The organism is Streptomyces sp. NPDC051909 (assembly GCF_040681095.1).
Classification (GTDB): domain Bacteria; phylum Actinomycetota; class Actinomycetes; order Streptomycetales; family Streptomycetaceae; genus Streptomyces.
In genome coordinates, this window is sequence record NZ_JBFAYA010000021.1 from 80,152 (window position 1) to 102,131 (window position 21,980).

Below are 21,980 nucleotides of genomic sequence, written 5' to 3' on the forward strand. Positions count from 1 at the left end.
TCCCCAGCATGCACCCGGCCGACACTCTCCGTAAGCGAAATCGATACACAGAGTGGAAAGGTCGCTACAATGCCCACCTCGCCCGTCACGGCTCACGTTCAGGTTCAGGACGTCGTCAGTCGGCTCAAGGCCGGACTCGCCTCCCACGGCATCACCCTTCCCTCCCTCGGCCTCGACCCCGTCACCCTCGCCGCCTCCGGGGGCACCTTCACCCACCCCCTCGTCGAGCTCGGGCGCTGCAACCTCGACACCGCGCAGCGGCTCGTCGTCGCCCTCGCGGGCCCGGTCGTGCGCGAGGACGAGCGGTGAAGGCGGGGGAGTACGCGATCGACACCCGCGACGGGCGGATCGGGCAGGTCATGGGGCACGAAGGGCCCTGCCTGCAACTGCGGCCGCCCGGCGGCGGGCGGGAGTGGGACTGTCCGCCCGAGGCCCTGGCGCCCGCGCCGCCGGGCGAGGTGCTGCGGGCCCGTGTGCGGGCGCTCAACCGGGAGGCCCGTATGCCGTGAGGGCCTCGGGGGCGCGGAGGGCCCGGCAACGAGACGTCAATGGGGTGTTTAGAGCATCGATGTCTCATGTGTCGGAGACCATGCGCGACCACAAGGGGGACTTGTGCTCAGCATTCGTTTCAGCGGCGCCGATCTCGGGCGTCTCCGGCTCGCCGCGGAGCCGGACGTCATGTGGGAAACGGCCCTCAGCCTGCACCAACTCGTCCGCCCCGACCCGTTCTTCGGCCCGTGGAGCCGGCTCGCCCGCCGGGCCCTTGCGCGGGCGGGGCTCGGCCGGGACGTGCGGATGCTCACCGAACTCGTCCCGCCCAGCTCGTACTTCCCCGACTTCCTCACCCCGCCCGGGCACACGACCTGCCTGGAGACCGGCATCGACACCGCCCTGTCCACCGGCAAGGAGCGGCTGCGCGTCGAGATCGGCCGGCTGGCTCCGGTGGCGGGGACGGGTCCGGGGCGGCCGGTCCGGTTCGAGGGGATCGCCGGCGGCCGCCCCGCCGCGTTACGGCACCTGGGCGGGGCGCTGCGCCGCTACCACGCGGTCACGCTCGCGCCGTACGCGCCCGCCGCGGCGGCCCTGGCCCGGGGTGACGCCGCCCGGCACGCCCGGCAGGTGCTCCAACGGGGCAGCGAGGCGCTGCTGTGCGGGCTCGGGCCGCAGCTGCGCTGGCGGCCGCCGGTCCTGGAGGTCGACTATCCGGTGGTCCGCCGGCTCGACCTCGCCGGGCGCGGGCTCCTCCTCGTACCGAGCTTCTTCTGCCACAACCATCCGATCGCGCTCGCCGACCCCGAGCTGACGCCGGTGCTCGTCTTCCCCGTCGTCAGGGGGCCGCTGTGGATCCCGCGCGAGGCGGCGACCCCGGCCGGGGCGGAACTGGACGTGCTCATCGGGCCGACGCGCGCCGCCGCCCTCCGCCTCCTCGACACCGGGCACAGCACGAGCGAACTGGCCGCCCGGCTGTGCACCTCCGACTCCTCCGCCAGCCGGCACGCCGCCGCGCTGCGCGGGGCGGGCCTGGTGGTGACGGAGCGGCTGGGGACGTCCGTACGGCACACGCGGACGGCGCTGGGGACGAGCCTGGTGCACGGCGGCGGTTGAGAGGGCTTTGCATCAGGACGCAAAGGGTTCGTCCGGGCGTCTCCGCTCCGTAGCGTCCTCACCAAGGAACTCCCGGATCTGGAAGGATCGTGAGTGTCAATGGCAGTTCGGACGGTACGGAAGAGCATGGCGGCGGCCGGTCTGACCGCGCTCGTCGCGGTGGCGCCCCTGCTCGTCGCGACCGACGCGCATGCGCTCGGTAACAACCGTGTGGTGTCGCGCAGTTGCGGCACGAACTACGTCGGCAGCGGGTTCAACGGCAGCCAGAACTGGGCCCAGACCAAGAAGGTCTCGGGCGACTGCGCGGGCCGGCTGAGCGCGGCCCTCATCCGCAGCGACGGCTACTGGACCACCCGTGTCTACGGCTCCAGCACCTCCGCGTACGCCAGCTACAACTCCTCCTACAAGGCCCGCAACGGCCTGCACTGGGGTTGTGACAACTGCAACGTCACCTACTCCTGACCCATGCGACGCAGGGCGACGCGCGCCGGGCTCGTCGTCGCACTGCTCCTGGCCACCGTCGCGGGCTGCGCGCAGGCGCTGCCCGCGGACGGTGGCCGGGAGAGCGGCGACATACCGCTGCCCGGGCAGGAGTGGGCGCTGAAGGACGGCCGGGTGGACGCGGCCGAGTACCGCACGGCCACGGGCCGGTTCGTGGCGTGCGTCAGGAAGGCCGGATATCCGGTGACCGAGCCGGTCGTCAGCCCGGCCGACCGGCTGACCCTGATCTACGAGATCACGCCGAGCGGCGACCCGACGACGTACAACAACGCCGTACAGGACTGCAATCTGGCGCATCTGTCGATGGTCGCGCCGACCTATGTCGAGGCGCGGCCGCAGACGATGGACGCGCCGCTGCGCACAGCCGTCGGCGACTGTCTGCGGCGGCGCGGTGTCCGGCTGACGGCGGGGGAGCGGAACCTCCGGGACTTCGCCCGCTCGGCGGGGGACGAGACGTGGGTGGTCGACTGCGTGACGAGCGTGTGGCAGAAGGTCTATCCCGATCTGCCGGCGGAGGTGCCGCTGCGGTTCTGAGCGATGCTCGAACTCGGCATCACGCGGGCGGGGCGAGGAGCTCCGGGTCCTGGCCGGCGCGGGCCAGGGCGTCGGAGACGAAGCCGTTCGCCTTCAGCTCCTCCACCGTGGCGCGGAGGAAGGCGACGGTCTCCGGGGAGCGGGTGAGGGTCGTGCCGACGGCCTGGCGGATCTCCATGAAACGCTCGTCGATCAGCCGGACCTCCGGGTGCGCGGCGGCATACGCCGCCATCGGCTGGCGGATGCCCGCGCCCGCCTCCAGGGCCTGCTCGGCGAAGGTGTCGACGCCTTCCTCGCCGCGTACGACGGTGGCGTGCGCCAGCGTGCGCCCGAGGTGGAGGTCGTAGGCGGAGCCCGCCTTCACGCCGACGCGTACGCCGGGCGCGTCCACGTCCTCGGGGGTGCGCAGCGCGGAGTCGCGCGGCACCACGTACACGCCCTCGATGAGGACGTACGGGGCGGTGAACGCGACCTCCGCCTCCCGGGCCGGGTCCACCGCGAGGAAGCAGAGGTCGGCGCGGCCGGTCGCCATCGCCTCGTACGACTTGCGGGCGGCGTCGAAGCAGAGCAGCTCCACGGGCACGCCGAGGCGCGCGCCGATCTCGCGGGCGAGGTCGACGGTGATGCCGGCGGGGGCTTCCGGGGTGCCTTGGGCGAGGACCGGGTTGCCGAGGTTGATGGAGGCGCGCAGCGTTCCGGTGGGGGCGAGGTCGGCGGCGAGGGCGGCGGTTCGGGCGTCGGTCATGCCGTGGATATTAGGGGGCTGGCCCCACCCCGTACCGGCGTGCCTGCCGGATGGGGTGCTGATGGTGAATCAACAAGTCTTGTGCCATGACAACTTACACAGGCATCGCAGGAACCGCCGCCCTCGCGCTGGCACTTGGACTCGCTCCGGCAGCCCCCGCTTCTCCCGCTTCCCCCGCTCTTCCTGCTTCCCCTGCCTCCCCGCCCCTCTCCTGGAGCGCCTGCGGGCCGGCCGGGCTCGGGCAGGAGTGCGCCACGCTCCGGGTGCCGCTCGACTACGCCCGGCCCGGCGGTCCCCAGGTCGGCCTCGCCGTGTCCCGTATCCGGGCCACGGGTCCCGGCGCCCGGCGAGGCACCCTGCTCGTGGTGGCCGGCGGGCCCGGCAGCTCGGGCGTGCAGCGGCTGAGTACGAAGGGCGCGGCGCTGAAGGAGCAGCTGGGCGGGGCGTACGACCTGGTGACCTTCGATCCGCGCGGGGTCGGCGGCAGCGTGAAGGCGCACTGCGGGCTCGACGCGGCGGACCGGCATCTGGTGACGCTGCGCAGCTGGCCCGCCGCCGACGGCTCGATCGACGAGAACGTCGAGCGGTCGCGGCGGGTGGCCGAGGCCTGCGCGCGCAACGGCGGCGCCGTGCTGCGCAGCCTGACCACGCCCAACCAGGTGCGGGACATGGACCGGCTGCGGCAGGCGCTCGGCGAGCGGCGGATCTCGGCGTGGGCGAACTCGTACGGCACGTACGTCACCGCGCAGTACGCGCAGAGGTTCCCGCGCCGCACCGACCGGATCGTCCTCGACAGCAGCGCCGACCCGAACCCGGCGACGGTCGCCCAGGGCTGGCTGCGCGACATGGCGCGCGGTGCCGACGACCGCTTCCCCGACTTCGCGGCCTGGGCCGCGCACCCGGACCGGGACCTTCCCGGGGGCGGTGGCCTGCGGCTCGCGGACCGGCCCGAGGACGTACGGACGCTGGTCCTCGACCTGGCCGCCCGCCTGGACCGCGCGCCGAAGCCGTCGACCACGCCCGGGGTGCCGCTGACCGGCAACCTGCTGCGCCAGGCCCTCCAGAGCGCCCTCTACTCCGACGCCGCCTTCGCCGACTTCGCGCGCCTGGTCAAGCAGGCCTCCGACCCGGCCGGGGTCCCCGTCCTGCCGCAGATGCTCGCCGGCCCGATGCCCGACGCGGACGCGGCCGTCACGGTCGGCGTGGTGTGCAACGACGTGCGCTGGCGCGGCGAGGTCCCGACCTTCCGTCGTGCCGTCGCCGCCGACCGCGCCGCGCACCCGTTGACGGCGGGCATGCCGGTGAACATCACGCCCTGCTCCTTCTGGAAGGACGCCTGGAAGGATGCCGGAAAGGGCGCCGGGAGGGACCTCCCGGTCGAGCGCCCCACCCGCCTCACCTCCGACGGCCCCTCCAACATCCTCATGATCCAGGGCCTCCGCGACCCCTCCACCCCGCACTCCTCCGCCCTCAAGATGCGCGAGGCCCTCGGCGACCGCGCCCGCATGGTCTCGGTCGACCGCGGCGGCCACGGCATGTACCTGTCCAACGGCAACGCGTGCGGCGACCGGACGGTCACCCGCTTCCTGCTGACGGGTGAGCGGCCGGCCGCCGATGTGACCTGCCGATAGGGCGTCAGGGGGCGGAGCGCAGGGCGGTCTCGACGGCGGCCAGGACCGCCTGGTCGTCCGCGCCCAGCGCGCGGGCGGCCGCGACGTACTCCTCGGCCAGCCGGGCCAGTGGGGCGGGGTCCGGCCGCGTCGGCGGCTGGGCGACTCGCGTGCCCGCGCCTCTGCGGGTGCGGATCAGGCCGGCGGCCTCCAGCTCCTTGTAGGCGCGCGCGACCGTGCCGGGGGCGAGGCCGAGGTCGGCGGCGAGCTGGCGGACGGTGGGCAGTCGTTCGCCGGTCGGGAGCCGCCCGGAGCGGATCAACGTGGCGAGTCGGGCGCGGATCTGTTCGTACGGGGGGACCGGGCTCGCCGTGTCGACGCGTACGGTCGTGCCGCTCGTGCCGCTCGTGCCGCTCGTGCCGCTCGTGCCGCTCGTGCCGCTCGTGCCGCTCGTGCCGTTCGCGCCGGTCATGTGGTGGTACGAGGGGTGACGAGGGTGAACAGCAGCCAGAGCGCCGTGCCGAGGGCCGTCACCGCGACCGGTAGCAGGAGCCAGCCGAGCGTCTGGGCCGTGGCGCCCAGGCAGGACAGCGAGGTCAGCGAGCCCCAGGCGAAGAAGGCGGATCCGGCGAGCGGGACGCAGACCGTCAGGCCCCAGGCGGCGGTGAGGGCGCGGGCGTGGTCGTGGCGCTGCCGTTCGTCGGACTCGCGTGCCTCGGCGGTCGCGGTCGGGGCCGGGGCCGGGCGGCGGGTGACGCGGTGCAGGGCGTAGCCGCAGACGGCGGTGGTGAGGGCGAGGGCGCCAAGGATCGGCACGCCGTAGAACAGGCCGGGCCAGGGGCCGTGCGACTCGGTCAGCCTGCCGCAGGCGGCGGTGAGAGCGCGACCGGCCCTGCCCAGGTCGTCGGCGGAGGCGGTGAGCGCGGCGCCGGTGAGCAGGGTGACCAGGACGGTGGCCTGGCCGGTGAGCACGTACACGAGGCGGAGCGGCAGGAAGTCGCGGACCCGGCGCGGCGTGAGTGCGGCGCTGCGCACGGTGCCGGTCTGCTTCGGCGTCAGGGCGTCTCCCACGAGCACCCCGGCCACGGCGCACAGCCCGAACGCGGGCACGGCCCCGAGCAGGCCGAGCCCGGGTCCGATCCCGAGCCGGTCGGTGCCCGCCAGCAGCCAGGCGAGCCCGGCGCCGAGCACGAGCCCCGTCCAGCGGGCGGCCAGGCCCGCGTGGAGGGTGCGGGGCAGGGGTACGGGCGGGTCGAGGGGCTGCATGACGGTCTCCGAGCGCACTTGTATCAAATGGTGAGTACAAGATGGCCAGAGGGGTGGGCTTGTGTCAAGCAGGCGGTACAAGTGGGCCCGCCCCCGCGCCGGTGTGGCGCGAGGGCGGGCCCGGAGGTCGTATTCGAGCTTCCAGTACGGAATCACGCCGGAGTGGGCAGTCGGTCGTCATCGGTGGGCGCTGTCGGCGGTTCGGCCTTCCCCGCCCCGTCCTTTTCCTTTTCCGCCCCGTCCTTTTCCGCTTCCGCTTCCGCTTCCGCTTCCGCTTCCGCTTCCGCTTCCGTGTTCACGTCGAACTCCTCCAGGAGTTCCTTGCTGAAGCCGAAGAAGTACGTCGCCACGAAGCCCGCCAGATAGCCGACGAGCAGCCCGCCCGCGTAGATCGCGACCGTCTCGCCGAGGCCCTTGTCGCCGTCGAGGAGGGGGAAGAGGGCCCAGCCGGAGGGGCCGATGGCGGTGGAGCCGACCTTGTCGCCCAGCATGTTGAAGAGGCCGACGAAGCCGCCGCCGAAGGCGCCGCCGACGCAGGCGGTGACGAAGGGGCGGCCCAGGGGGAGGGAGACGCCGTAGATCAGGGGCTCGCCGACGCCGAGGAGGCCGGCCGGGAGGGCGGACCTGATGGTGCGGCGGATCGAGCCGTTGCGGGGGAGCCGAAGGTAGACCGCCATGGCCGCGCCGACCTGGCCCGCGCCCGCCATCGCCAGGATCGGGAGCAGGACGGTGTAGCCCTGCTGCTCGATCAGTGTGGTGTGGATGGGGATGAGTGCCTGGTGCAGGCCCAGCATCACCAGGGGCAGGAACAGGCCGCCGAGGACGAAGCCCGCGCCCGCGCCCGCGTGGGCGAGGAGCCAGTCGGCGAAGTCGCCGATGGCCTGGGAGACCGCACCGGCCGCGTACATCAGGCCGAAGACCGTGACCAGGCCGGAGACCAGTACGGTCAGGGTCGGGGTGACGAGGACGTCGAGGGCCTCCGGGACCCAGCGGCGGCACCACTTCTCCACGTACACGGCGAGGACCGCCGCGCCCAGCGCGCCGAGCACACCGCCCTGGCCGGGGGAGAGGGTCTGGCCGAAGACCTCGATCTTCGCGACGCCCGCGAAGACGATGACGGAGGCCACCGCGCCGCCGAGGATGGGCGTGCCGCCGAACTCCTTGGCCGTGTTGTAGCCGACGAAGACCGCGATGAGCGCCATGAAGCCGCTCGCGATGGCGGCGAGTGCCGGGGTGACGCCGGGCAGTACGCCGAGGTTGATCAGCAGGCCGTTGAGGCCGGCGATGATGCCGCAGCCGATGAGGGCGGGGATCAGCGGGACGAAGATGTTCGCGATCCGGCGGAGGAGCAGTTTGAAGGGGGTCGCGTTCTTGGCCTTCTGCGCCGCCTTGATGGCCGCGCCCCGGTCCGCCAGTTCTGCCGCGCCGTGCTGTGGGGGCTGGGGCGCCGCTTCCGCCACCAGCGCCTCGAACTCCGGGGTCACCCTCGCGACCGTCCCCGGGCCCAGGACGATCTGGTACGTGTCGTCCTCCACCACACCCATCACGGACGGCAGGGCCTTCAGGGCCTCGTCCTGGACGAGCGAGCGGTCCCGCAGACCGAGGCGGAGCCGGGTCATGCAGTGGGCCACGGAGCCGATGTTCTCCGGGCCGCCGACGAGGGGGAGGATCGCGGCGGCGATGGCGCGGTTCTTGTCGTCTGTGCTCATGTGCGGTGGTGCCTTGCTGTGCGGGGTCGGGGGGCTCGGGGCCTATGCGTGCAGCGCCGCGCGCAGGTGGCCGTGGGTGTCGCGAAGCCGCTGGTCGGCGGCCTTGGCATCGATGTCGGCGAGGATCATCAGGATCGCCGTCTTCACCTCTCCGTCGGCGGCGGCGAGCGCGGTCTCGATCTGCTCGTCCGGCGCCCCGGTGGCCAGCGCGACGATGCGGCGCGAGCGGGCCTGGAGCTTGTCGTTGGAGGCGCGGACGTCGACCATCAGGTTTCCGTAGGTCTTGCCGAGCCGGATCATGGTGATCGTCGAGATCATGTTGAGTACGAGCTTCTGCGCCGTGCCGGCCTTCAACCGGGTGGAACCGGTGAGGAGTTCGGGCCCCGTCACGACCTCGATGCCGTGCTCGGCGGCCGCGGCGAGCGCGCTGTCCAGGTTGCAGGACAGGCCGATGGTGAGTGCGCCGAGGGCGCGCGCGTGCTCGACGGCGCCGATGGCGTACGGGGTGCGGCCGGAGGCGGAGATGCCGACCACCGTGTCGGCGGCGGTGAGCCCGAGCGCGGTCAGGTCCTCGACGGCGAGTTCCTTCGAGTCCTCCGCGCCCTCGACGGACTTGACCATGGCGGACGGGCCGCCGGCGATCAGGCCGACGACCTCGGAGGGGTCGGTGTTGAAGGTGGGCGGGCACTCGCTGGCGTCGAGCACGCCGAGCCGGCCCGCGGTCCCGGCGCCCAGGTAGATCAGCCGGCCGCCGCGGGACATCCGCTCGGCGGTGGCGTCGATGGCGGCGGCGATGGCCGGGAGCTGCCTGGCGACGGCGGCGGGGACGGTCTGGTCCTCGCGGTTCATCAGCGCGGCGATCTCGGCGGTCGGCAGCTGGTCGATCTCGGCGAGCTCGGGGCGGAAGGCCTCGGTGGTGAGGGTGGCGAGCTGGGCGCGCAGCTCGGAGTAGTCGGAGGTGTCGGAGTGGTCGGAGGCATCGGAGTGACTGGACGCGGACGACGCGGACGACGCGGACGACGCGGATGAGGCGGACGAAGTGGACGGCGTGGGCACGGGGGCGGCTCTCTCAGGCGTTCGGCTGCTGTCAGCGGTTGCGGGGGGTGTGGCGGTGCGCCAGGGCTTCGTACGAGGCCGCGAGGGCAGGGGCCGCCGTCTCGTACGTACGCTGCGTGACACAGGTGAACAGGCAGTCCACGACCAGGAGTTGGCTGGTGCGGGACGACATGGCCGCGGGTCTCAGCTCGCTCTCGCGGGCGGTGGAGGTGGTCAGTACGTGGTCGGCGTACTGCGCCACCGGGCCGTCCGGGCGGCCGGTGATGGCGACCGTCGTGGCGCCGTGGTCGAAGGCCACGCGCAGCGGTTCTATGACGTCGCCGGTCGAGCCGGAGTGGGTGATCGCGATGGCGACGTCGCCGGAGCGCAGCTGCACGGCGTTGGTGACCGCCAGGTGCGGGTCGCTGTGCGCGTGCGCGATCAGGCCGATGCGCAGCAGCTTCTGGCCGAGGTCCTGGGCGACCAGGCCGGAGGCGCCGATGCCGTAGATGTCGATGCGGCGGGCGGCGGCGAGCGCGGCGACGGCGGCGCCGAGCTGGACGGTGTCGAGCCCGGCGGCGGTGTCGGCGAGGGTCTGCTGCTCGTCGTACGCCAGCTTGGCGACCACGTCGGCGACCGGGTCGTCGACGGCGATGTCGGCGGTGACCGAGGGCGCGCGGCCGGACTGCTGCTGCGCGGCGAGGCCGGCGAGCGCGAGCCGCAGGTCGCGGTAGCCCGGATAGCCGAGGAGGCGGGCGGTGCGGACGACGGTCGCCTCGCTGGTGCCGGTGAGCTCGGCGAGACCGGTGACGGTGAGGGCGGCGCAGCCGGCCGGGTCCCCGGCGACGGCCTCGGCGACCCGCTGCATGGAGCGGGTCATGGAGGGGGCCAGGGTCCGCACCTTCGCCGCGAGGGCTGCGGGGGCGGGCGGGGCGGCGGCGGGCTGGCCGGACGCGGTCGTCGGCTGGCCGGTCGCCGGCTGCCCGGTCGGCGCCTGCCCGGTCGCGCCGGTGAAACTTTCCTTCACATCATTGGTCACACGTGAAAGATATTTTCGGCTGTGGGGACCGTCAAGGGCCCGAACAAGGGTGACAATGTGAACATGGACGACATCGACCCCGTGGAGCAGTGCCTCCATGCCGCCCGCGCCCTGGTCCTCGCCGACCTCGCGGCCCGCGAGGTCGCCATGGCCGAGGTCGTGTCGATGGTGGAGGACGCCGTCGCGCACCGGCGCTGGTGGGTCGAGCAGTGGCCGGAGGGCCGGGCGTTCGTGGCGGGCCTGGTCGCCCAGGACGTCCAGGACGCCCTCCTCGAACGGTACGGGCGCTGGCCGCTGTGCCCGGTCTGCTCCTCCGGCGACCCGCACGCGCTCGACGTCGAGCCGGAGATGGGACCGGACCCGCACTGGGTCTGCGGCAAGCAGGGAGTCGTCGTCGCCCCGGTGGGCGGCCTGACGTGACCCTCTACATCGACCCGCCCACCTGGCCCGGCCACGGCCGCATGTGGTCCCACCTGGTCAGCGACGTCTCGTTCGACGAGCTTCATGTCTTCGCGGCGTCGATCGGCTGCCCGCCCCGCGCCTTCGAGCGCGACCACTACGACGTGCCCTCCGACTACTACGCGGCGGCGGTCGCGGCCGGCGCGGTCGAGGTCGGTTCGAAGGAGCTGCTGCGCAGGCTGACGGCGGCGGGGCTGCGCCGGCCGAAGGGGCGCCCGTCGGTCGTCTGACCGACGCTCAGTGGGCGGCCGTGTCGTCGCTCAGCGGGATGCGACTGGGGTCCGCTCCGGTTCCGTCGTCGTCGACACGCCCATGACCACGCGCGAGCGGGACGTGCTCAGGCGGAGCGAGAGCGCGACCGCGGCCAGGCCGAGGAGGGTCATCGCGGCGCCCGCCCAGGCCGGGGAGGCGAAGCCGAGGCCGGCGTCGATGACCGTGCCGCCGAGCCAGGGGCCGCCGGTGTTGCCGAGGTTGAAGGCGGCGGTGGTCGTGGCGCCGGCGAGGGTGGGGGCGGCGCCCGCGACGTTGAACATGCGGGCGTTGAGGGCGGGGGCCGTGTAGAACGCGGAGACGCCGAGGAGGAAGGTCAGCGCGACGGTCGCCACCGGGCTGGACGCGAACAGGGCCAGGGCGACGAGGAAGACGGTGGAGGCGGTGATGCCGGTGAGGAGGACGCCGAAGAGGTGGGCGTCGGCGACGCGGCCGCCGATGTACGTGCCGAGGAGGGCGCCGATGCCGAAGAGGGCGAGGACGCCGGAGACCCAGCCCTTGTCGAGGCCGGACACGTCGGTGAGCAGCGGGGCCAGGTAGGAGAAGGCGCAGAAGACGCCGCCGGCGGCGAGGGCGGTGACCAGGACGGAGAGCAGCACCTGCCGGTCGCGGTAGATGACCAGCTCGCCCTTGAGCCGGGGCTTCGTCTCGGGGAGGGGGATGTGCGGGATGCGGGTGACGACGCCGACGAGGGCGATCGCGGAGGCGACGGCGACGGCCCAGAAGGCGGACCGCCAGCCGAGGTGCTCGCCGAGGAAGGCGCCGGCCGGGACACCGAGCACGTTGGCGATGGACAGGCCGCCGATCATCACGGCCATGGCGCGGGCGCGGGCGCCCATCGGCACCATCGCGATGGCGACGGCGGCGCCGACCGCCCAGAACCCGGCGCAGGCGAGTGCGCTGACCACGCGCGAGACGAAGAGCACCGCGTAGTTCGGCGCGAGCGCGCCGGCGACCTGACCGAGGCCGAAGAGCGTGATCAGGGCGACCAGGGTGGTCTTGCGGGGGAGCCGGAGGGTGGCCACGGCGAGCAGCGGCGCGCCCACCACCATGCCGATCGCGAAGGCCGAGATGAGCAGGCCGGCGCGCGGGATGGACACGTTCATGTCCTCCGCGATGGGCGGGAGCAGCCCGGAGAGCATGAACTCGCTCGTGCCGAGCGCGAAGACGGAGAGGCCGAGGATGTAGACGGCCAGGGGCATGCGGGTGGGCGGGGCGGCGGTCTCGGCGGAAGAAGGCGGCATGACATGGGCAACCTGCGGTTTGTGCCTGTCATTCCTCGGTGAGTGAACATCTCGCGATACGGGACGGGCGGGACGGGACGGGTCGGGACCTACAGCTCCTGGTACACACGGAGCAGCAGGGCGTGCAGGACACGCCGCTCGACCCAGCCGGCCGCGGCCAGCTGGTCGATCACCTTGGTCATGTCACTGGCGTCCACCCCGAGCCGTACCACCGGCTCCCGCTGCGCGTGCGGCCCGAAGTCGGCGAGCGCGGCGAGCACCGCCATCAGGGTCGTACTCCCAGAGCCAGACCGTCCGGTCGCCCGGCGTCCGGCCGAGGCCTGACGAAGTCAGGATTTGCGCGGCTCGGACTCCGGGACGGGCTGTGCGGCGGTCAGACCCGGGTGCAGGTGTGCGTGCTCACGCTGCTGCCGTCGATGTGGCGGATGCGCAGCGTGCCGGTCTTGGCCGAGTAGTCCACGCTGAGCTTCTCGCCGCCGCCGGTGCCGGAGGCGCCGGGCGGCTGCCAGGGGAGGACCAGGGAGAAGGCGTCGCCCACGGTGGCGGGGACGTTCGAGGCCGCAGCCTCCTCCACGTCGCCGTCCTCGCCGCTGCCCAGCTTCTCCGGCACCTGCACGGACAGGCGGCCGCCGGAGATGTCCCACATGCTGTTCGATGTCTGGCCCTCGCCGAATTCCAGGGTCCACCAGCCATCGGTGATGTTCGCGGTGTAGGTGACGGGCTTCTCGTCGCCTGCGATCTGCGACGTGATCGACCACTTGCCGCTCACGAACGCGGTGAGGGCCCGCTCGGCGACCGTCGGCTTCGGCTTCGGCTGGCCGCCACCGGTCCCGCCGGTCCCGCCCGTACTCCCGCTTCCGTCCCCGCTCTTGCTCTTGCCGCCACCGCCGTTACCCGTGCCGCAGGCGGCGAGCAGCGAGGCTCCGGCGCCGATGGCCAGGTAGCGCAGCGCGGTTCGGCGGCCGACGACCCGGGTCACCGCTCGGATGTCACGCATGCTCATGTCTTCCCCGTTCACGCTGATCCGTTGATCATTCGAATGATCAACTCGGAGACTACAGAACCGCGTTCAGGCCTTCATCCCGCCGAATCCGTGAGTTCCCTCAGCTCCCGTTCCAGGTTCTCCCGGGCCCGCTCCTCCCAGGCCGCCGCGCCATACGGGGTCCGGAACAGGCGGGGCAGGGAGAGGAGGTGGCGGAGGATGGCGGCGCGGCCCTCGCGGAAGGCGTCGTCCGGGACGAAGGCGTACTCCTCGCGGACCGCCGCCGTATACCCCCTGTAGGTATCCCGGTCGCTCGCCAGGATCGCGAGGTCCGCGTCGCAGAGCGTCTCGCCGTTCAGGTCGCCGGGGGACGGGTCGTGGGTGACCGTGAGGCGGACGAGGCGGGCGACCTCCGCGACCTCGTGCTTCGTCAGACCGGCTTCGGTGAGGGCCAGTTCCGCCAGGGCGGCGGAGCGCTCCTCGTTCTCGCTGCGGTCGGGACGGTAGACGGCGTCGTGGAACCAGGCGCCGAGGCGTACGAGTTCCAGCTCCCCGCCCTCGCCGCCCTGGTCGGCCAGTTCGTCGATGCGCCTCAGCACCGCCCGCAGGTGGTCGACGGTGTGATAGCGGCGCTGGGGTTCATTCCAGCGGTGGAGGAGATTGCGGCCGTACGGGACGGGGTCGGGCCCCTCGCGGCCGGCCCGCGCCGCGAGCAGCGTCGTGGTCCAGCGGTGGAGCAGTTCCTGCTCCCGGTCTGCCTGGTCTGCCTTCATCGGGGCGGTCATGAGGGCATTCTGCCGCCCGCGACCCGGCGTACCCCTCAGGCGTCCTTCTCGGCGGTGGCGACAGCGCCGGCGGACAGCAGCGTCGCGGCGGCGAGGCCGCCCCAGAGGGCGGCCGGGCCCCGGGAGGCGAGAGCGGTGATGACGGCCGGGGACACGGCGAGGCCGAAGCCCGTCGAGAGCTGGAAGCGGGCCAGGGCGCGCCCCAGGACATGGGCCGGGGCGAGGGTGGTGACGAGCGCCGTCGCGCTGCCGGCGTACACGATCTCGCCGAGGGTGCAGACCACGGACACCGTGGCGACGGCCGGAGCACCCCAGCCGTGTTCCAGCGCGGTGGCCGCGAGGAAGCCGAGGTAGGACACGGCGAGGACCACGCCGGCGAGAGCCAGCACGGTCCGCCGGGAGAAGCGGGACAACAGGACGGTGACCGGAACCTGCAGGGTGACCACGAGCACCGTGTTGGCCACGAAGATCGCCGCCGACCACACGGGGGACGCATGCAACTGCGTCACCAGGATGAGGGGGAGCGCGATTTCGGGGACGTTGAGGCAGAAGACGTAGATCACGTTGGCGGCGAGCAGCGCGCGCATCCGGGGCGCGGGCCCGTCGACCGGCCCGTCGGCGGGTCCGTCGACCGGCCCGTCGGCCCCGTCCTCGGCCGGGGCGGCGGCCGGATCCGCGCGCAGGTGGACCGACCGTGCCAGGGCCGCCGCGGCGAGATAGGCGAGTCCGGTGACGGCTGCCAGCGCCCGTAGCGCGGTGGTGCCGCCCGCCAGGCAGGCGGTGGCAAGGAGGGCGCCCACGCCCAGGCCGGCGTTGCGCAGGGCGCGGCCGCCCGCGAGAGCGGCGTCGCGCTCGCGGCCCTGGGCGACCGTGGCCACGAGGGCCGCGTGGGCGGCGGGCCACGCCTGGTTGCCGATACCGAGGAAGAGCGCCGCCGTCGCGAACAGCCAGACGTGCCCCGCCGGGGTGGCGAGCAGCAGCGCCACGCCAAGGACCCGCACCAGCATCGACGCCGCCACGACCGTGCTGCGCGCGCCCCGGTCGAGCCATCGGCCGACAGCGGGCATGCACGCCAGACCCGTGACGACGCCGACCGTCATGGCGATGCCGGTGGCCGACGCGGACAGCCTCAGCACCGTCACCCCGTAGAGCAGCAGAAAGGGCCGCAGCAGGCCGGTGCCGAGCGCGTCCACGGCCAGGGCGACGGCATAGCGGGGGCCTCCGGAGGCACGGACCAGGGCGCGCGGCCGGAAGACTCCCCGCCGGGCCGGGGCCGGGGTCGGGTTCTTGGTGAGAGTTGCCATGACGCCAACGGTCCGTTCGGCCGCCGGGCCGGCCATGTCGGTTGACGGTCACCGTCAAACGGCGCGGTCGTCGGCCGTCCGACCGGCGATGCTGAGGGGATGACGCTGAGGATCGACATCGGCGGCCTGCCGTCCGGACGACTGAGGTTCGCCGCCTCTCCGCTGGCCGAGCTGACCGCGATGCTGCATGTGCTGGCCGAACCCGGGCATCACCCGCAGCTCGCCGGCTGGGCCGGGGACGTCTGGGCCGGGCTGCGGCCGGAGCTGGCCGAGCGGCTCAGGGAGGCGGAGTTCCTCTGGCGTTCCTCACGGGCGGACTTCCTGGTCCCGGCTCGTCCCCGGGCCACCCTCGCCGAGGAGTTGGACGACGTGGACCGGATCGACGACGAGACGTACGTGACCGCCGCGCTGGTCACCACGTGCGGCAGCAACCGGGTCCACTTCGCCGCGCCGTCGCCGCTCTCCGACGCGGCGGCGCGCGAGCGGGCCCTGGACCTGGCCCAGGCCCGCGGCGCGCTGCAGGAGACCTTCGCGGAACGGCTGCTCGCGGACCCGGCCGCTGTGCGGGCACGGGTGCGGCACACCCTCGAACAGTGCGCCGAGGCCTTCTTCGACGCCGCCTGGGCGGATGTCGCCGTGCGACTCGGCACCGACCTGCGCCTGAAGAACGACCTGCTGAAGCGCCAGGGCGTCGGGGCGGCACTCGCATCGGTCTCCGGCGCCGTGACCCTGGCGCCGGACGGCAACAGCATCATCGTGGACAAGCTGCAGGACAACGCGACCGCCGCCCACGGCGCCGGGGTCACCTTCCTCCCCAGTGTCTTCGGCCGTCCGCACCTGGTGGTGGTCCACGCGCCCGGGTGGCAGCCGGTGGTGCAGTACCCCGTGGCCGAGGCGAGTTCGCCGGAGCCGGTGTCACTGGAGACGGTCACGCTACGGCTCGAAGCGCTCGCGCATCCGGTACGGCTGCGGCTGCTGCGCACCCTGGCCCGCGGCTCGCACACCAACGGTGAGCTGGCCCGCGCCTGGGAGCTCTCGCCCCCGGAGGTCTCCCGCCATCTCGCCGTCCTGCGCCGCGCGGGCCTGGTCACGGCCCGGCGGCAGGGGCGCTACGTCCGCTACTCCGCCCGTCTGACCGATCTGGCGGCGCTGGGGACCGACCTGCTGGAGGCCGTACTGCGCTGAGCGGCTCAGGTCTGCCGGAACGGAAGAACGGCCGGAAGGACGGCGAGTGCGCCCCGGAGTCCCCAGGACTCCGGGGCGCACTCGTCTCCAGCGGTCTCCAGCGGTCTCCAGCGGTCTCCAGCGGTCTCCAGCGGTCAGCGGCCTTCAGCGGTCTCCAGCGGTTTCCAGCCGTTCCCGGCTCTTCCGCGCGGCGCCCTCATCTCACTCTTACATACCCCCCATGGGTATGCTACGGTCCTCCGTGCAGGTACCCCCCAGGGGTATGGAACCGCGAGTGAAGGGTCAGGGCAATGTCAACCGTCAATCCCCGGCGCTGGTGGGCACTTGCCGTGCTCGCCGCCGCGCAGTTCATGGTCATCATGGACACCTCGATCATCGGCGTCGCGCTGCCGAAGATGCAGCAGGAGCTGGGCTTCTCCCAGGGCGAGCTGCAGTGGGTCTTCAACGCCTACGTGATCGTCTTCGGCGGTCTGCTGCTCCTCGGCGGCCGCCTCTCCGACCTCGTCGGAGCCCGCAGGATCTTCGTCTCCGGCTGGGCGATCATGATCGCGGGCTCGATCGTCGCGGCGGCCGCCCAGACCGCCTGGGTCGAGATCGTCGGCCGCGCCGTCCAGGGCGTCGGCGGTGCGCTCATCGCACCCTCCGCGATGACCCTGCTGATGATGCTCTTCATGCACGACCCGCGTGAGCTCGGCAAGGCGATGGCCCTCTACGGCGCCGCGGCCCCGGCCGGCGGCACCGCCGGCGTCTTCCTCGGCGGTGTGTTCACCGAGTGGGCCTGGTGGCAGCTGTGCTTCGTCATCTACGTCCCGATCGGCCTCGCGACCCTCGCCGCGACCAAGCTCCTCCCGAACGTCGAGTCCCGTCGCGGCTCCGTCGACGTCATCGGCGCCGTCGCCGTGACCGCCGGTCTCGCCCTCGGTGTCTTCGCCGTCGTCCGTGCCCCCGAGGTCGGCTGGGGCGCCACCGCCACCGTCCTGGAGCTGATCGGCGCCGCCGTCCTCATCGGTCTCTTCTTCGTGATCCAGCAGGCCATCCGCGAGCCGCTCATGCCGCTCAGCGTCTGGCGGGTCCCGCGCCTCGGCTCCGCCAACCTGGCGATGACGCTGCTCGGCGCCGCCTGGATCCCGATGTGGTACTTCCTCAACCTCTACCTCCAGCAGGTCCTCGGCTACGGGGCCTTCGCCTCCGGCGCCGCGCTGCTCCCGATGACCGTGCTCCTCATGATCTTCATGACGGCCATCACCGCCCGCCTGATGGCGAAGGTCGGCGCCAAGCCCCTCATCGGCATCGGTCTGCTCGTCCTCGCCGCGGGTCTGGTCTGGCTGGCCGCCGTCGAGCCCACCGGCACCTTCCTGGTCGACGTCCTGCCGGCCTCGCTGGTCGCCGCGCTCGGCATGTCCCTCGCCTACATCCCCACGATGATGACCGCCATGTCCGGCGCCCCGCAGGAGCAGGCCGGTCTCGCCTCCGGCATCGTCAACACCACCTACAACGTCGGCTCCGCGCTCGGCCTCGCCGCGCTCACCGCCGTCGCCATGTCGCAGGGCGCCGACCAGCTCGGCAACCTGCCCAAGCTGACCGAGGGCTTCTCCTCCGCCTTCATCGGCGCCGCGATCATCGCCGCGGCCGGCGGAGTCATCACCCTCCTGGTGATGAAGTCCGACAAGGCGCCCGCCGCCGACGCCCCGGCCGCCGCCCCGCAGAGCGAGAAGGTCTCCGCGTAGACGCCTGACCCACCCCGAACCGACCCCGAGGGGCCGCCCGATGTCCGGTACGCCGGAGGTCGGGCGGCCCCTTTCCCGTATCCACAGGTCCAGAACGGAAGGAACACCGTGGAGCTCACCACCCGTGCCGTGCACATCGCCAACCCGCCCCTCCCGCCCGGCAGTCACCCGCTCTCCGTGCCCCTCGTCCAGTCCTCCGCCTTCGCCTTCTCCTCCGCCGACGAGCTCGCCGAGGCGATGGCCGGGCCCGACGGGCAGTACGTCTACAGCCGGCGCGGCAATCCGACCGTACGGGCCCTGGAGCAGACCCTCGCCGGGCTCGAAGGGGGCGCCGGGGCCATCGCCTTCGCGTCCGGGATGGGCGCGATCAGCGGGGTGCTGCTCGCGCTGCTCAAGCCCGGGGACCGGGTGGTCGCGCAGCGCTGCCTGTACGGGGGGACCTACGCCGTCCTGTCCGACCTGGCCGCGCGCTACGGCATCCACGTCACGTACATATCCGGTGACGACGTCGCCGAGTTCGAGGCGGCCGCACAGCACCCGGCGACCCGGCTGCTCGTCCTGGAGACGATCGCCAACCCCACCGGGCAGGTGCCCGAGCTGCCCGGGCTGCTCGCCGCCGCCCGCCGGATCGGGGTCGCGAGCCTGGTCGACAACTCCCTCGCCTCGCCCGTCCTGTGCCGGCCGCTCGAACTCGGCGCGGACGTCGTCGTGCACTCCACCACCAAGTACCTTTCCGGCCACTCCGACGTCCTCGGCGGTGCCGCCGTCTTCGCCGACGACGCGCTGCGCCGCGCCGTCTGGCCGCGCACGGTCGAACTCGGCGCGTGCGCCGACCCGTTCGCCGCCTGGCTGACCCTGCGCGGCATTCCCACCCTCCCGCTGCGGATGCGCGAGCACTGCGCCAACGCCGCCGTCCTGGCCGAACGGCTCGCCTCGCGCCCCGACGTCACGGCCGTGCACTACCCGTGGCTGGGCGGCCATCCCTCGTACGCCACGGCCCGCAAGGTGCTCGCGGGCGGCGGCGGGCTGCTGTCCTTCGAGCTCGCGGGCGGCCGGGAGGCCGGGCGGGCCTTCATCGAGGGCGTACGGGTCGCGAAGCTCGCGCTCTCCCTCGGCGGCGTGGAATCGCTGGTCACCCACCCCGCCTCCACCTCCCACCGCGAGCTGGACGCCGAGGCGCTCGCGGCCGCCGGCATCGCGCCCGGGCTCGTCCGCATGTCGGTCGGCGTCGAGGACGTCGAGGACCTCTGGGCGGACGTCCGACAGGCCCTCGACTGGGGGTGATTCGGGGGTGGTTCGGGGGTGGTTCAGGGGCAGGTTCCGGCTTCTTTTGGGTTGACAAAATAAATGATCGATTCGTAGATTGGGTGATGCCAGGAAACGACCACTCCTAGGTCAAGGAGGGCGCGAGATGCGCTACTTCGAGGACTTCCGGCCCGGCGACGTCCACGAGCTGGGCACCGTCACCGTCACGGCGGAGGAGGTGCTGGAGTTCGGCAAGCGCTTCGACCCGCAGCCCTTCCACACGGACCCCGAGCTCGCCAAGGACTCGCAGTTCGGCGGACTGATCGCCAGCGGTTTCCACACGCAGGCGATGTTCATGCGCCGCTACGTCGACGGGCTGCTCGCCTACAGCGCCTGCATGGGCTCGCCCGGCATCGACGAGGTCCGCTATCTGCGTCCCGTACGCCCCGGCGACGTCCTGAAGGCGCGCGTCGAGATCCTCGGCGCGACCCCGTCGCCGTTCAACCCCACCAGCGGCACCGTCAAGCCGCGCTGCACGCTGGTGGCCGCCGACGGGACGGCCGTGTTCAGCATGATCCTGCACAGCATCTTCCGGCGCCGTCCCGCCGGTTCCGAGGCCGGTCATCTGTCGTCGATGCCCGCGGCCGCGGACCCCGCCGGGTGCTGCGGCGGTACGAGGAAGAGCCCTGTCGCAGCGGCCATGAGCGCCTGAGGCACCGACGGATCCGTCCGCCGTCGGGCCCGGCCCTGAACACGGCCGTCCGAACACCCCCCCCACCTGTGAAACGACCCCTGAAGCGACCCCTGAAACGACCCCTGAAGCCACCAGTGAAGGGAGACCTCCCGTGGAGGCCGTATCCCGCACCGCCCAGTGGACCGCCGCCGCGCGTGCCCTGGAGACCGAGCGCGAGGACCGGCTGTTCGCCGATCCCTACGCGCGCACCGTCGCCGACCAGATCGGCTTCGAACTGCTCGAGCGCTACGCCGGCGGCGGCACCGTGCCGTTCCTCGCCATCCGCACCACCTACCTGGACCGCCAGATCGTGAAGACGGTCGAGGAGCGCGGCATCAAGCAGGTCGTCTTCCTCGCCGCCGGCATGGACACCCGCTTCTTCCGGCTGCCCTGGCCCGACGGCGTCACCGTCTACGAGCTGGACCGCCCGGCGCTCCTCGCGGCCAAGGCCGAGATGCTGGCCCAGGAGCCCGCGCCGGCCGGCCGTACCCGGATCACCGTCCCCGTCGACCTCACCCAGGACTGGACCGGCCCGCTGAAGGAGGCCGGCTGGAAGAGCGACGAGCCGGTCCTCTGGGTCGTCGAGGGCCTGCTGTTCTTCCTGCCCGAGCAGGCCGTCCGCACCCTCATCTCGCTGCTCGCCGCGCACGCCGCCCCCGGCTCCGTGCTGCTCGGCGACGTCATCTCCAAGGCCGCCCTGGAGAACCCGCTCGCCCGGTCCTTCATGAAGGCCCTTGAAGAGGACGGCAACCCGTGGCTCTTCGGCACCGAGGAGCCCGAGGCGCTGCTCGACGCCTGCGGCTGGGCGGTGCGCGAGGTCAAGCAGCCGGGCGAGCCCGGCGCCGACTTCGACCGCTGGCCCTACCCGGTGCCGGCCCGCGACGTCCCGCGCGTGCCCCGCTCCTTCCTCTTCACGTGTGACCTCCCTTCGAGCCCGCAGGAGGTGGCCGCATGAGCGCCCACGACTTCCACCAGAAGGTCATCACCGACGCCGGCGCGGCCGTGCGCGGACTGACCGTCGCCCTCGGCGAGCGGCTCGGCCTCTACAAGGCGCTGGCGGAGAGCGGCCCCCTCACCGCCGAGCAGCTCGCCGAGAAGACCGGCACGAACGAGCGCTACATCGAGGAGTGGCTGCACGCCCAGCTCTCCGCCGGGTACGTGGAGCGGCACCCGAGCTCGCTCACGTACACCCTGCCCGCCGACCACGTCGAGGTCCTCGCCGACCCGACCGCCGTCACGTACGCCGCCGGGTTCTTCACCGCCCTGAAGGCGCTGTACGCCACCGAGGACCTGCTCGTCGAGGCGTACCGGACCGGCGACGGCGTCGGCTGGGCCGAGCACGACGCGGCGCTCGACACCGGCATGGGCTCCTTCTTCCAGCCGACGTACGAGCACAAGCTCGTCCCCGACTGGCTGCCGTCCCTGCACGAGGTGACCGACAAGCTCGGGGCCGGCGGCACCGTCGCCGACGTCGGCTGCGGCGTCGGCCACACCACCCTGCTCATCGCCAAGGCCTTCCCGAACGCCACCGTCCACGGCTTCGACTACTCCGAGGAGGCCATCTCCATCGCGCGGCAGCTCGCCGAGGAGGCCGGTCTGTCCGACCGCGTCGTCTTCGACGTCGCCTCGGCCGACGACTACCCGGGCTCCGGCTACGACCTGGTCTGCTTCTTCAACGCCCTGCACGACATGGGCGACCCGGTCGCCGCCGCCCAGCACGTGCACAAGTCGCTCGACGCCGACGGCACCTGGATGCTCGTCGAGTCGAACGTGTCGCCCGCCGACATCGACACCCAGACCCCCGCCGCCCGCATGTTCATGGCCCTGTCCGCCGTGATGTGCCTGCCCGTCGCGGTCGCCCAGCGCGGCCCGCACGCGCTCGGCAACCACTCCGGCGAGAAGGCCTTCCGCGCCATCGCCGAGGAGGCCGGCTTCACCCGCTGGCGCCGCGCCACCGAGACCCCGGTCAACGCGGTCTACGAAGTCCGGCCGTAACCCCACT

25 protein-coding genes are annotated in these 21,980 nt (G+C 72.9%); 14 read left to right on the top strand and 11 right to left on the bottom strand.

Annotated elements, in window-relative coordinates; translation table 11 throughout:
• Positions 1-69: 69 nt before the first annotated feature.
• The 5 genes from AB0M18_RS28410 to AB0M18_RS28430 all read left to right on the top strand — a co-directional run bounded on the left by AB0M18_RS28410 (position 70) and on the right by AB0M18_RS28430 (position 2,640).
• Positions 70-309: a hypothetical protein gene (locus AB0M18_RS28410; protein ID WP_365762871.1), complete on the top strand. Its 240-nt coding sequence runs from the start codon at positions 70-72 to the stop codon at positions 307-309.
• A complete protein-coding gene (locus AB0M18_RS28415) occupies positions 306-509 on the top strand; it encodes a hypothetical protein (RefSeq protein ID WP_365762944.1) in 204 nt (67 codons plus the stop codon). The genes AB0M18_RS28410 and AB0M18_RS28415 overlap by 4 nt, the downstream gene beginning before the upstream one ends.
• Before the next feature lie 103 nt (positions 510-612).
• The gene (locus AB0M18_RS28420) at positions 613-1,605 is read left to right on the top strand and encodes a transcriptional regulator (protein WP_365762873.1); all 993 of its coding nucleotides are present in this window, start codon (positions 613-615) and stop codon (positions 1,603-1,605) included.
• A gap of 99 nt (positions 1,606-1,704) precedes the next feature.
• A complete protein-coding gene (locus AB0M18_RS28425) occupies positions 1,705-2,067 on the top strand; it encodes a hypothetical protein (RefSeq protein ID WP_365762875.1) in 363 nt (120 codons plus the stop codon).
• 3 nt (positions 2,068-2,070) lie between these two features.
• Positions 2,071-2,640 carry a hypothetical protein gene (locus AB0M18_RS28430; protein ID WP_365762877.1) on the top strand — a complete coding sequence of 190 codons (570 nt, stop codon included), beginning with the start codon at positions 2,071-2,073 and terminating at the stop codon, positions 2,638-2,640.
• 19 nt (positions 2,641-2,659) lie between these two features.
• Here the strand turns inward: AB0M18_RS28430 and AB0M18_RS28435 are convergent, their stop codons facing one another.
• On the bottom strand, positions 2,660-3,385 hold the full coding sequence (locus AB0M18_RS28435; RefSeq protein WP_365762879.1) for a transporter substrate-binding domain-containing protein: 726 nt from the start codon (positions 3,383-3,385) through the stop codon (positions 2,660-2,662).
• A gap of 86 nt (positions 3,386-3,471) precedes the next feature.
• Here AB0M18_RS28435 and AB0M18_RS28440 point away from each other — a divergent pair, with 86 nt between their 5' ends.
• On the top strand, positions 3,472-5,016 hold the full coding sequence (locus AB0M18_RS28440) for an alpha/beta hydrolase (RefSeq protein WP_365762881.1): 1,545 nt from the start codon (positions 3,472-3,474) through the stop codon (positions 5,014-5,016).
• 4 nt (positions 5,017-5,020) lie between these two features.
• Here AB0M18_RS28440 and AB0M18_RS28445 read toward each other — a convergent pair whose 3' ends face one another.
• From AB0M18_RS28445 to AB0M18_RS28465, 5 genes are all read right to left on the bottom strand, one after another.
• Positions 5,021-5,467, bottom strand: a complete 447-nt coding sequence (locus tag AB0M18_RS28445; protein ID WP_365762883.1) for a GntR family transcriptional regulator — start codon at positions 5,465-5,467, stop codon at positions 5,021-5,023.
• Positions 5,464-6,261, bottom strand: coding sequence for a hypothetical protein (locus AB0M18_RS28450; RefSeq protein WP_365762885.1), 798 nt, complete (start codon positions 6,259-6,261; stop codon positions 5,464-5,466). The genes AB0M18_RS28445 and AB0M18_RS28450 overlap by 4 nt, the downstream gene beginning before the upstream one ends.
• Positions 6,262-6,413: 152 nt before the next feature.
• Positions 6,414-7,970 carry a PTS transporter subunit EIIC gene (locus tag AB0M18_RS28455; protein WP_365762887.1) on the bottom strand — a complete coding sequence of 519 codons (1,557 nt, stop codon included), beginning with the start codon at positions 7,968-7,970 and terminating at the stop codon, positions 6,414-6,416.
• A gap of 42 nt (positions 7,971-8,012) precedes the next feature.
• Positions 8,013-8,912, bottom strand: coding sequence for an N-acetylmuramic acid 6-phosphate etherase (murQ, locus tag AB0M18_RS28460; RefSeq protein ID WP_365762940.1), 900 nt, complete (start codon positions 8,910-8,912; stop codon positions 8,013-8,015).
• 145 nt (positions 8,913-9,057) lie between these two features.
• Entirely contained in the window at positions 9,058-10,044 is a 987-nt protein-coding gene (locus AB0M18_RS28465; protein ID WP_365762889.1) for a MurR/RpiR family transcriptional regulator, read from the bottom strand.
• 63 nt (positions 10,045-10,107) lie between these two features.
• Here AB0M18_RS28465 and AB0M18_RS28470 point away from each other — a divergent pair, with 63 nt between their 5' ends.
• The gene (locus tag AB0M18_RS28470; protein ID WP_365762891.1) at positions 10,108-10,464 is read left to right on the top strand and encodes a hypothetical protein; all 357 of its coding nucleotides are present in this window, start codon (positions 10,108-10,110) and stop codon (positions 10,462-10,464) included.
• The gene (locus AB0M18_RS28475; protein ID WP_365762893.1) at positions 10,461-10,733 is read left to right on the top strand and encodes a DUF4031 domain-containing protein; all 273 of its coding nucleotides are present in this window, start codon (positions 10,461-10,463) and stop codon (positions 10,731-10,733) included. The genes AB0M18_RS28470 and AB0M18_RS28475 overlap by 4 nt, the downstream gene beginning before the upstream one ends.
• A gap of 30 nt (positions 10,734-10,763) precedes the next feature.
• Here AB0M18_RS28475 and AB0M18_RS28480 read toward each other — a convergent pair whose 3' ends face one another.
• The 5 genes from AB0M18_RS28480 to AB0M18_RS28500 form a co-directional block, all read right to left on the bottom strand.
• Positions 10,764-11,975, bottom strand: a complete 1,212-nt coding sequence (locus AB0M18_RS28480) for a Cmx/CmrA family chloramphenicol efflux MFS transporter (RefSeq protein WP_365762942.1) — start codon at positions 11,973-11,975, stop codon at positions 10,764-10,766.
• Positions 11,976-12,106: 131 nt separating this feature from the next.
• A complete protein-coding gene (locus AB0M18_RS28485; RefSeq protein ID WP_365762894.1) occupies positions 12,107-12,283 on the bottom strand; it encodes a MarR family transcriptional regulator in 177 nt (58 codons plus the stop codon).
• A gap of 107 nt (positions 12,284-12,390) precedes the next feature.
• Positions 12,391-13,014, bottom strand: a complete 624-nt coding sequence (locus tag AB0M18_RS28490) for a hypothetical protein (protein ID WP_365762896.1) — start codon at positions 13,012-13,014, stop codon at positions 12,391-12,393.
• 80 nt (positions 13,015-13,094) lie between these two features.
• The gene (locus tag AB0M18_RS28495) at positions 13,095-13,784 is read right to left on the bottom strand and encodes a hypothetical protein (protein ID WP_365762898.1); all 690 of its coding nucleotides are present in this window, start codon (positions 13,782-13,784) and stop codon (positions 13,095-13,097) included.
• A 35-nt stretch (positions 13,785-13,819) separates the two neighbouring features.
• A complete protein-coding gene (locus AB0M18_RS28500) occupies positions 13,820-15,088 on the bottom strand; it encodes an MFS transporter (RefSeq protein ID WP_365762900.1) in 1,269 nt (422 codons plus the stop codon).
• A gap of 99 nt (positions 15,089-15,187) precedes the next feature.
• On the opposite strand from AB0M18_RS28500, the gene AB0M18_RS28505 reads away from it, so the two are divergent.
• From AB0M18_RS28505 to AB0M18_RS28530, 6 genes are all read left to right on the top strand, one after another.
• Positions 15,188-16,273: a helix-turn-helix domain-containing protein gene (locus AB0M18_RS28505; RefSeq protein ID WP_365762902.1), complete on the top strand. Its 1,086-nt coding sequence runs from the start codon at positions 15,188-15,190 to the stop codon at positions 16,271-16,273.
• A gap of 290 nt (positions 16,274-16,563) precedes the next feature.
• Positions 16,564-18,000, top strand: coding sequence for an MFS transporter (locus tag AB0M18_RS28510; RefSeq protein ID WP_365762904.1), 1,437 nt, complete (start codon positions 16,564-16,566; stop codon positions 17,998-18,000).
• A gap of 108 nt (positions 18,001-18,108) precedes the next feature.
• Positions 18,109-19,284 (top strand): aminotransferase class I/II-fold pyridoxal phosphate-dependent enzyme, encoded by a 1,176-nt coding sequence (locus tag AB0M18_RS28515; RefSeq protein ID WP_365762906.1) that lies wholly within the window; start codon positions 18,109-18,111, stop codon positions 19,282-19,284.
• Positions 19,285-19,411: 127 nt separating this feature from the next.
• On the top strand, positions 19,412-19,957 hold the full coding sequence (locus tag AB0M18_RS28520) for a MaoC family dehydratase (RefSeq protein WP_365762908.1): 546 nt from the start codon (positions 19,412-19,414) through the stop codon (positions 19,955-19,957).
• A 133-nt stretch (positions 19,958-20,090) separates the two neighbouring features.
• The gene (locus AB0M18_RS28525; protein ID WP_365762910.1) at positions 20,091-20,933 is read left to right on the top strand and encodes an SAM-dependent methyltransferase; all 843 of its coding nucleotides are present in this window, start codon (positions 20,091-20,093) and stop codon (positions 20,931-20,933) included.
• The gene (locus AB0M18_RS28530; RefSeq protein WP_365762912.1) at positions 20,930-21,973 is read left to right on the top strand and encodes a class I SAM-dependent methyltransferase; all 1,044 of its coding nucleotides are present in this window, start codon (positions 20,930-20,932) and stop codon (positions 21,971-21,973) included. The genes AB0M18_RS28525 and AB0M18_RS28530 overlap by 4 nt, the downstream gene beginning before the upstream one ends.
• Positions 21,974-21,980 lie beyond the last annotated feature (7 nt).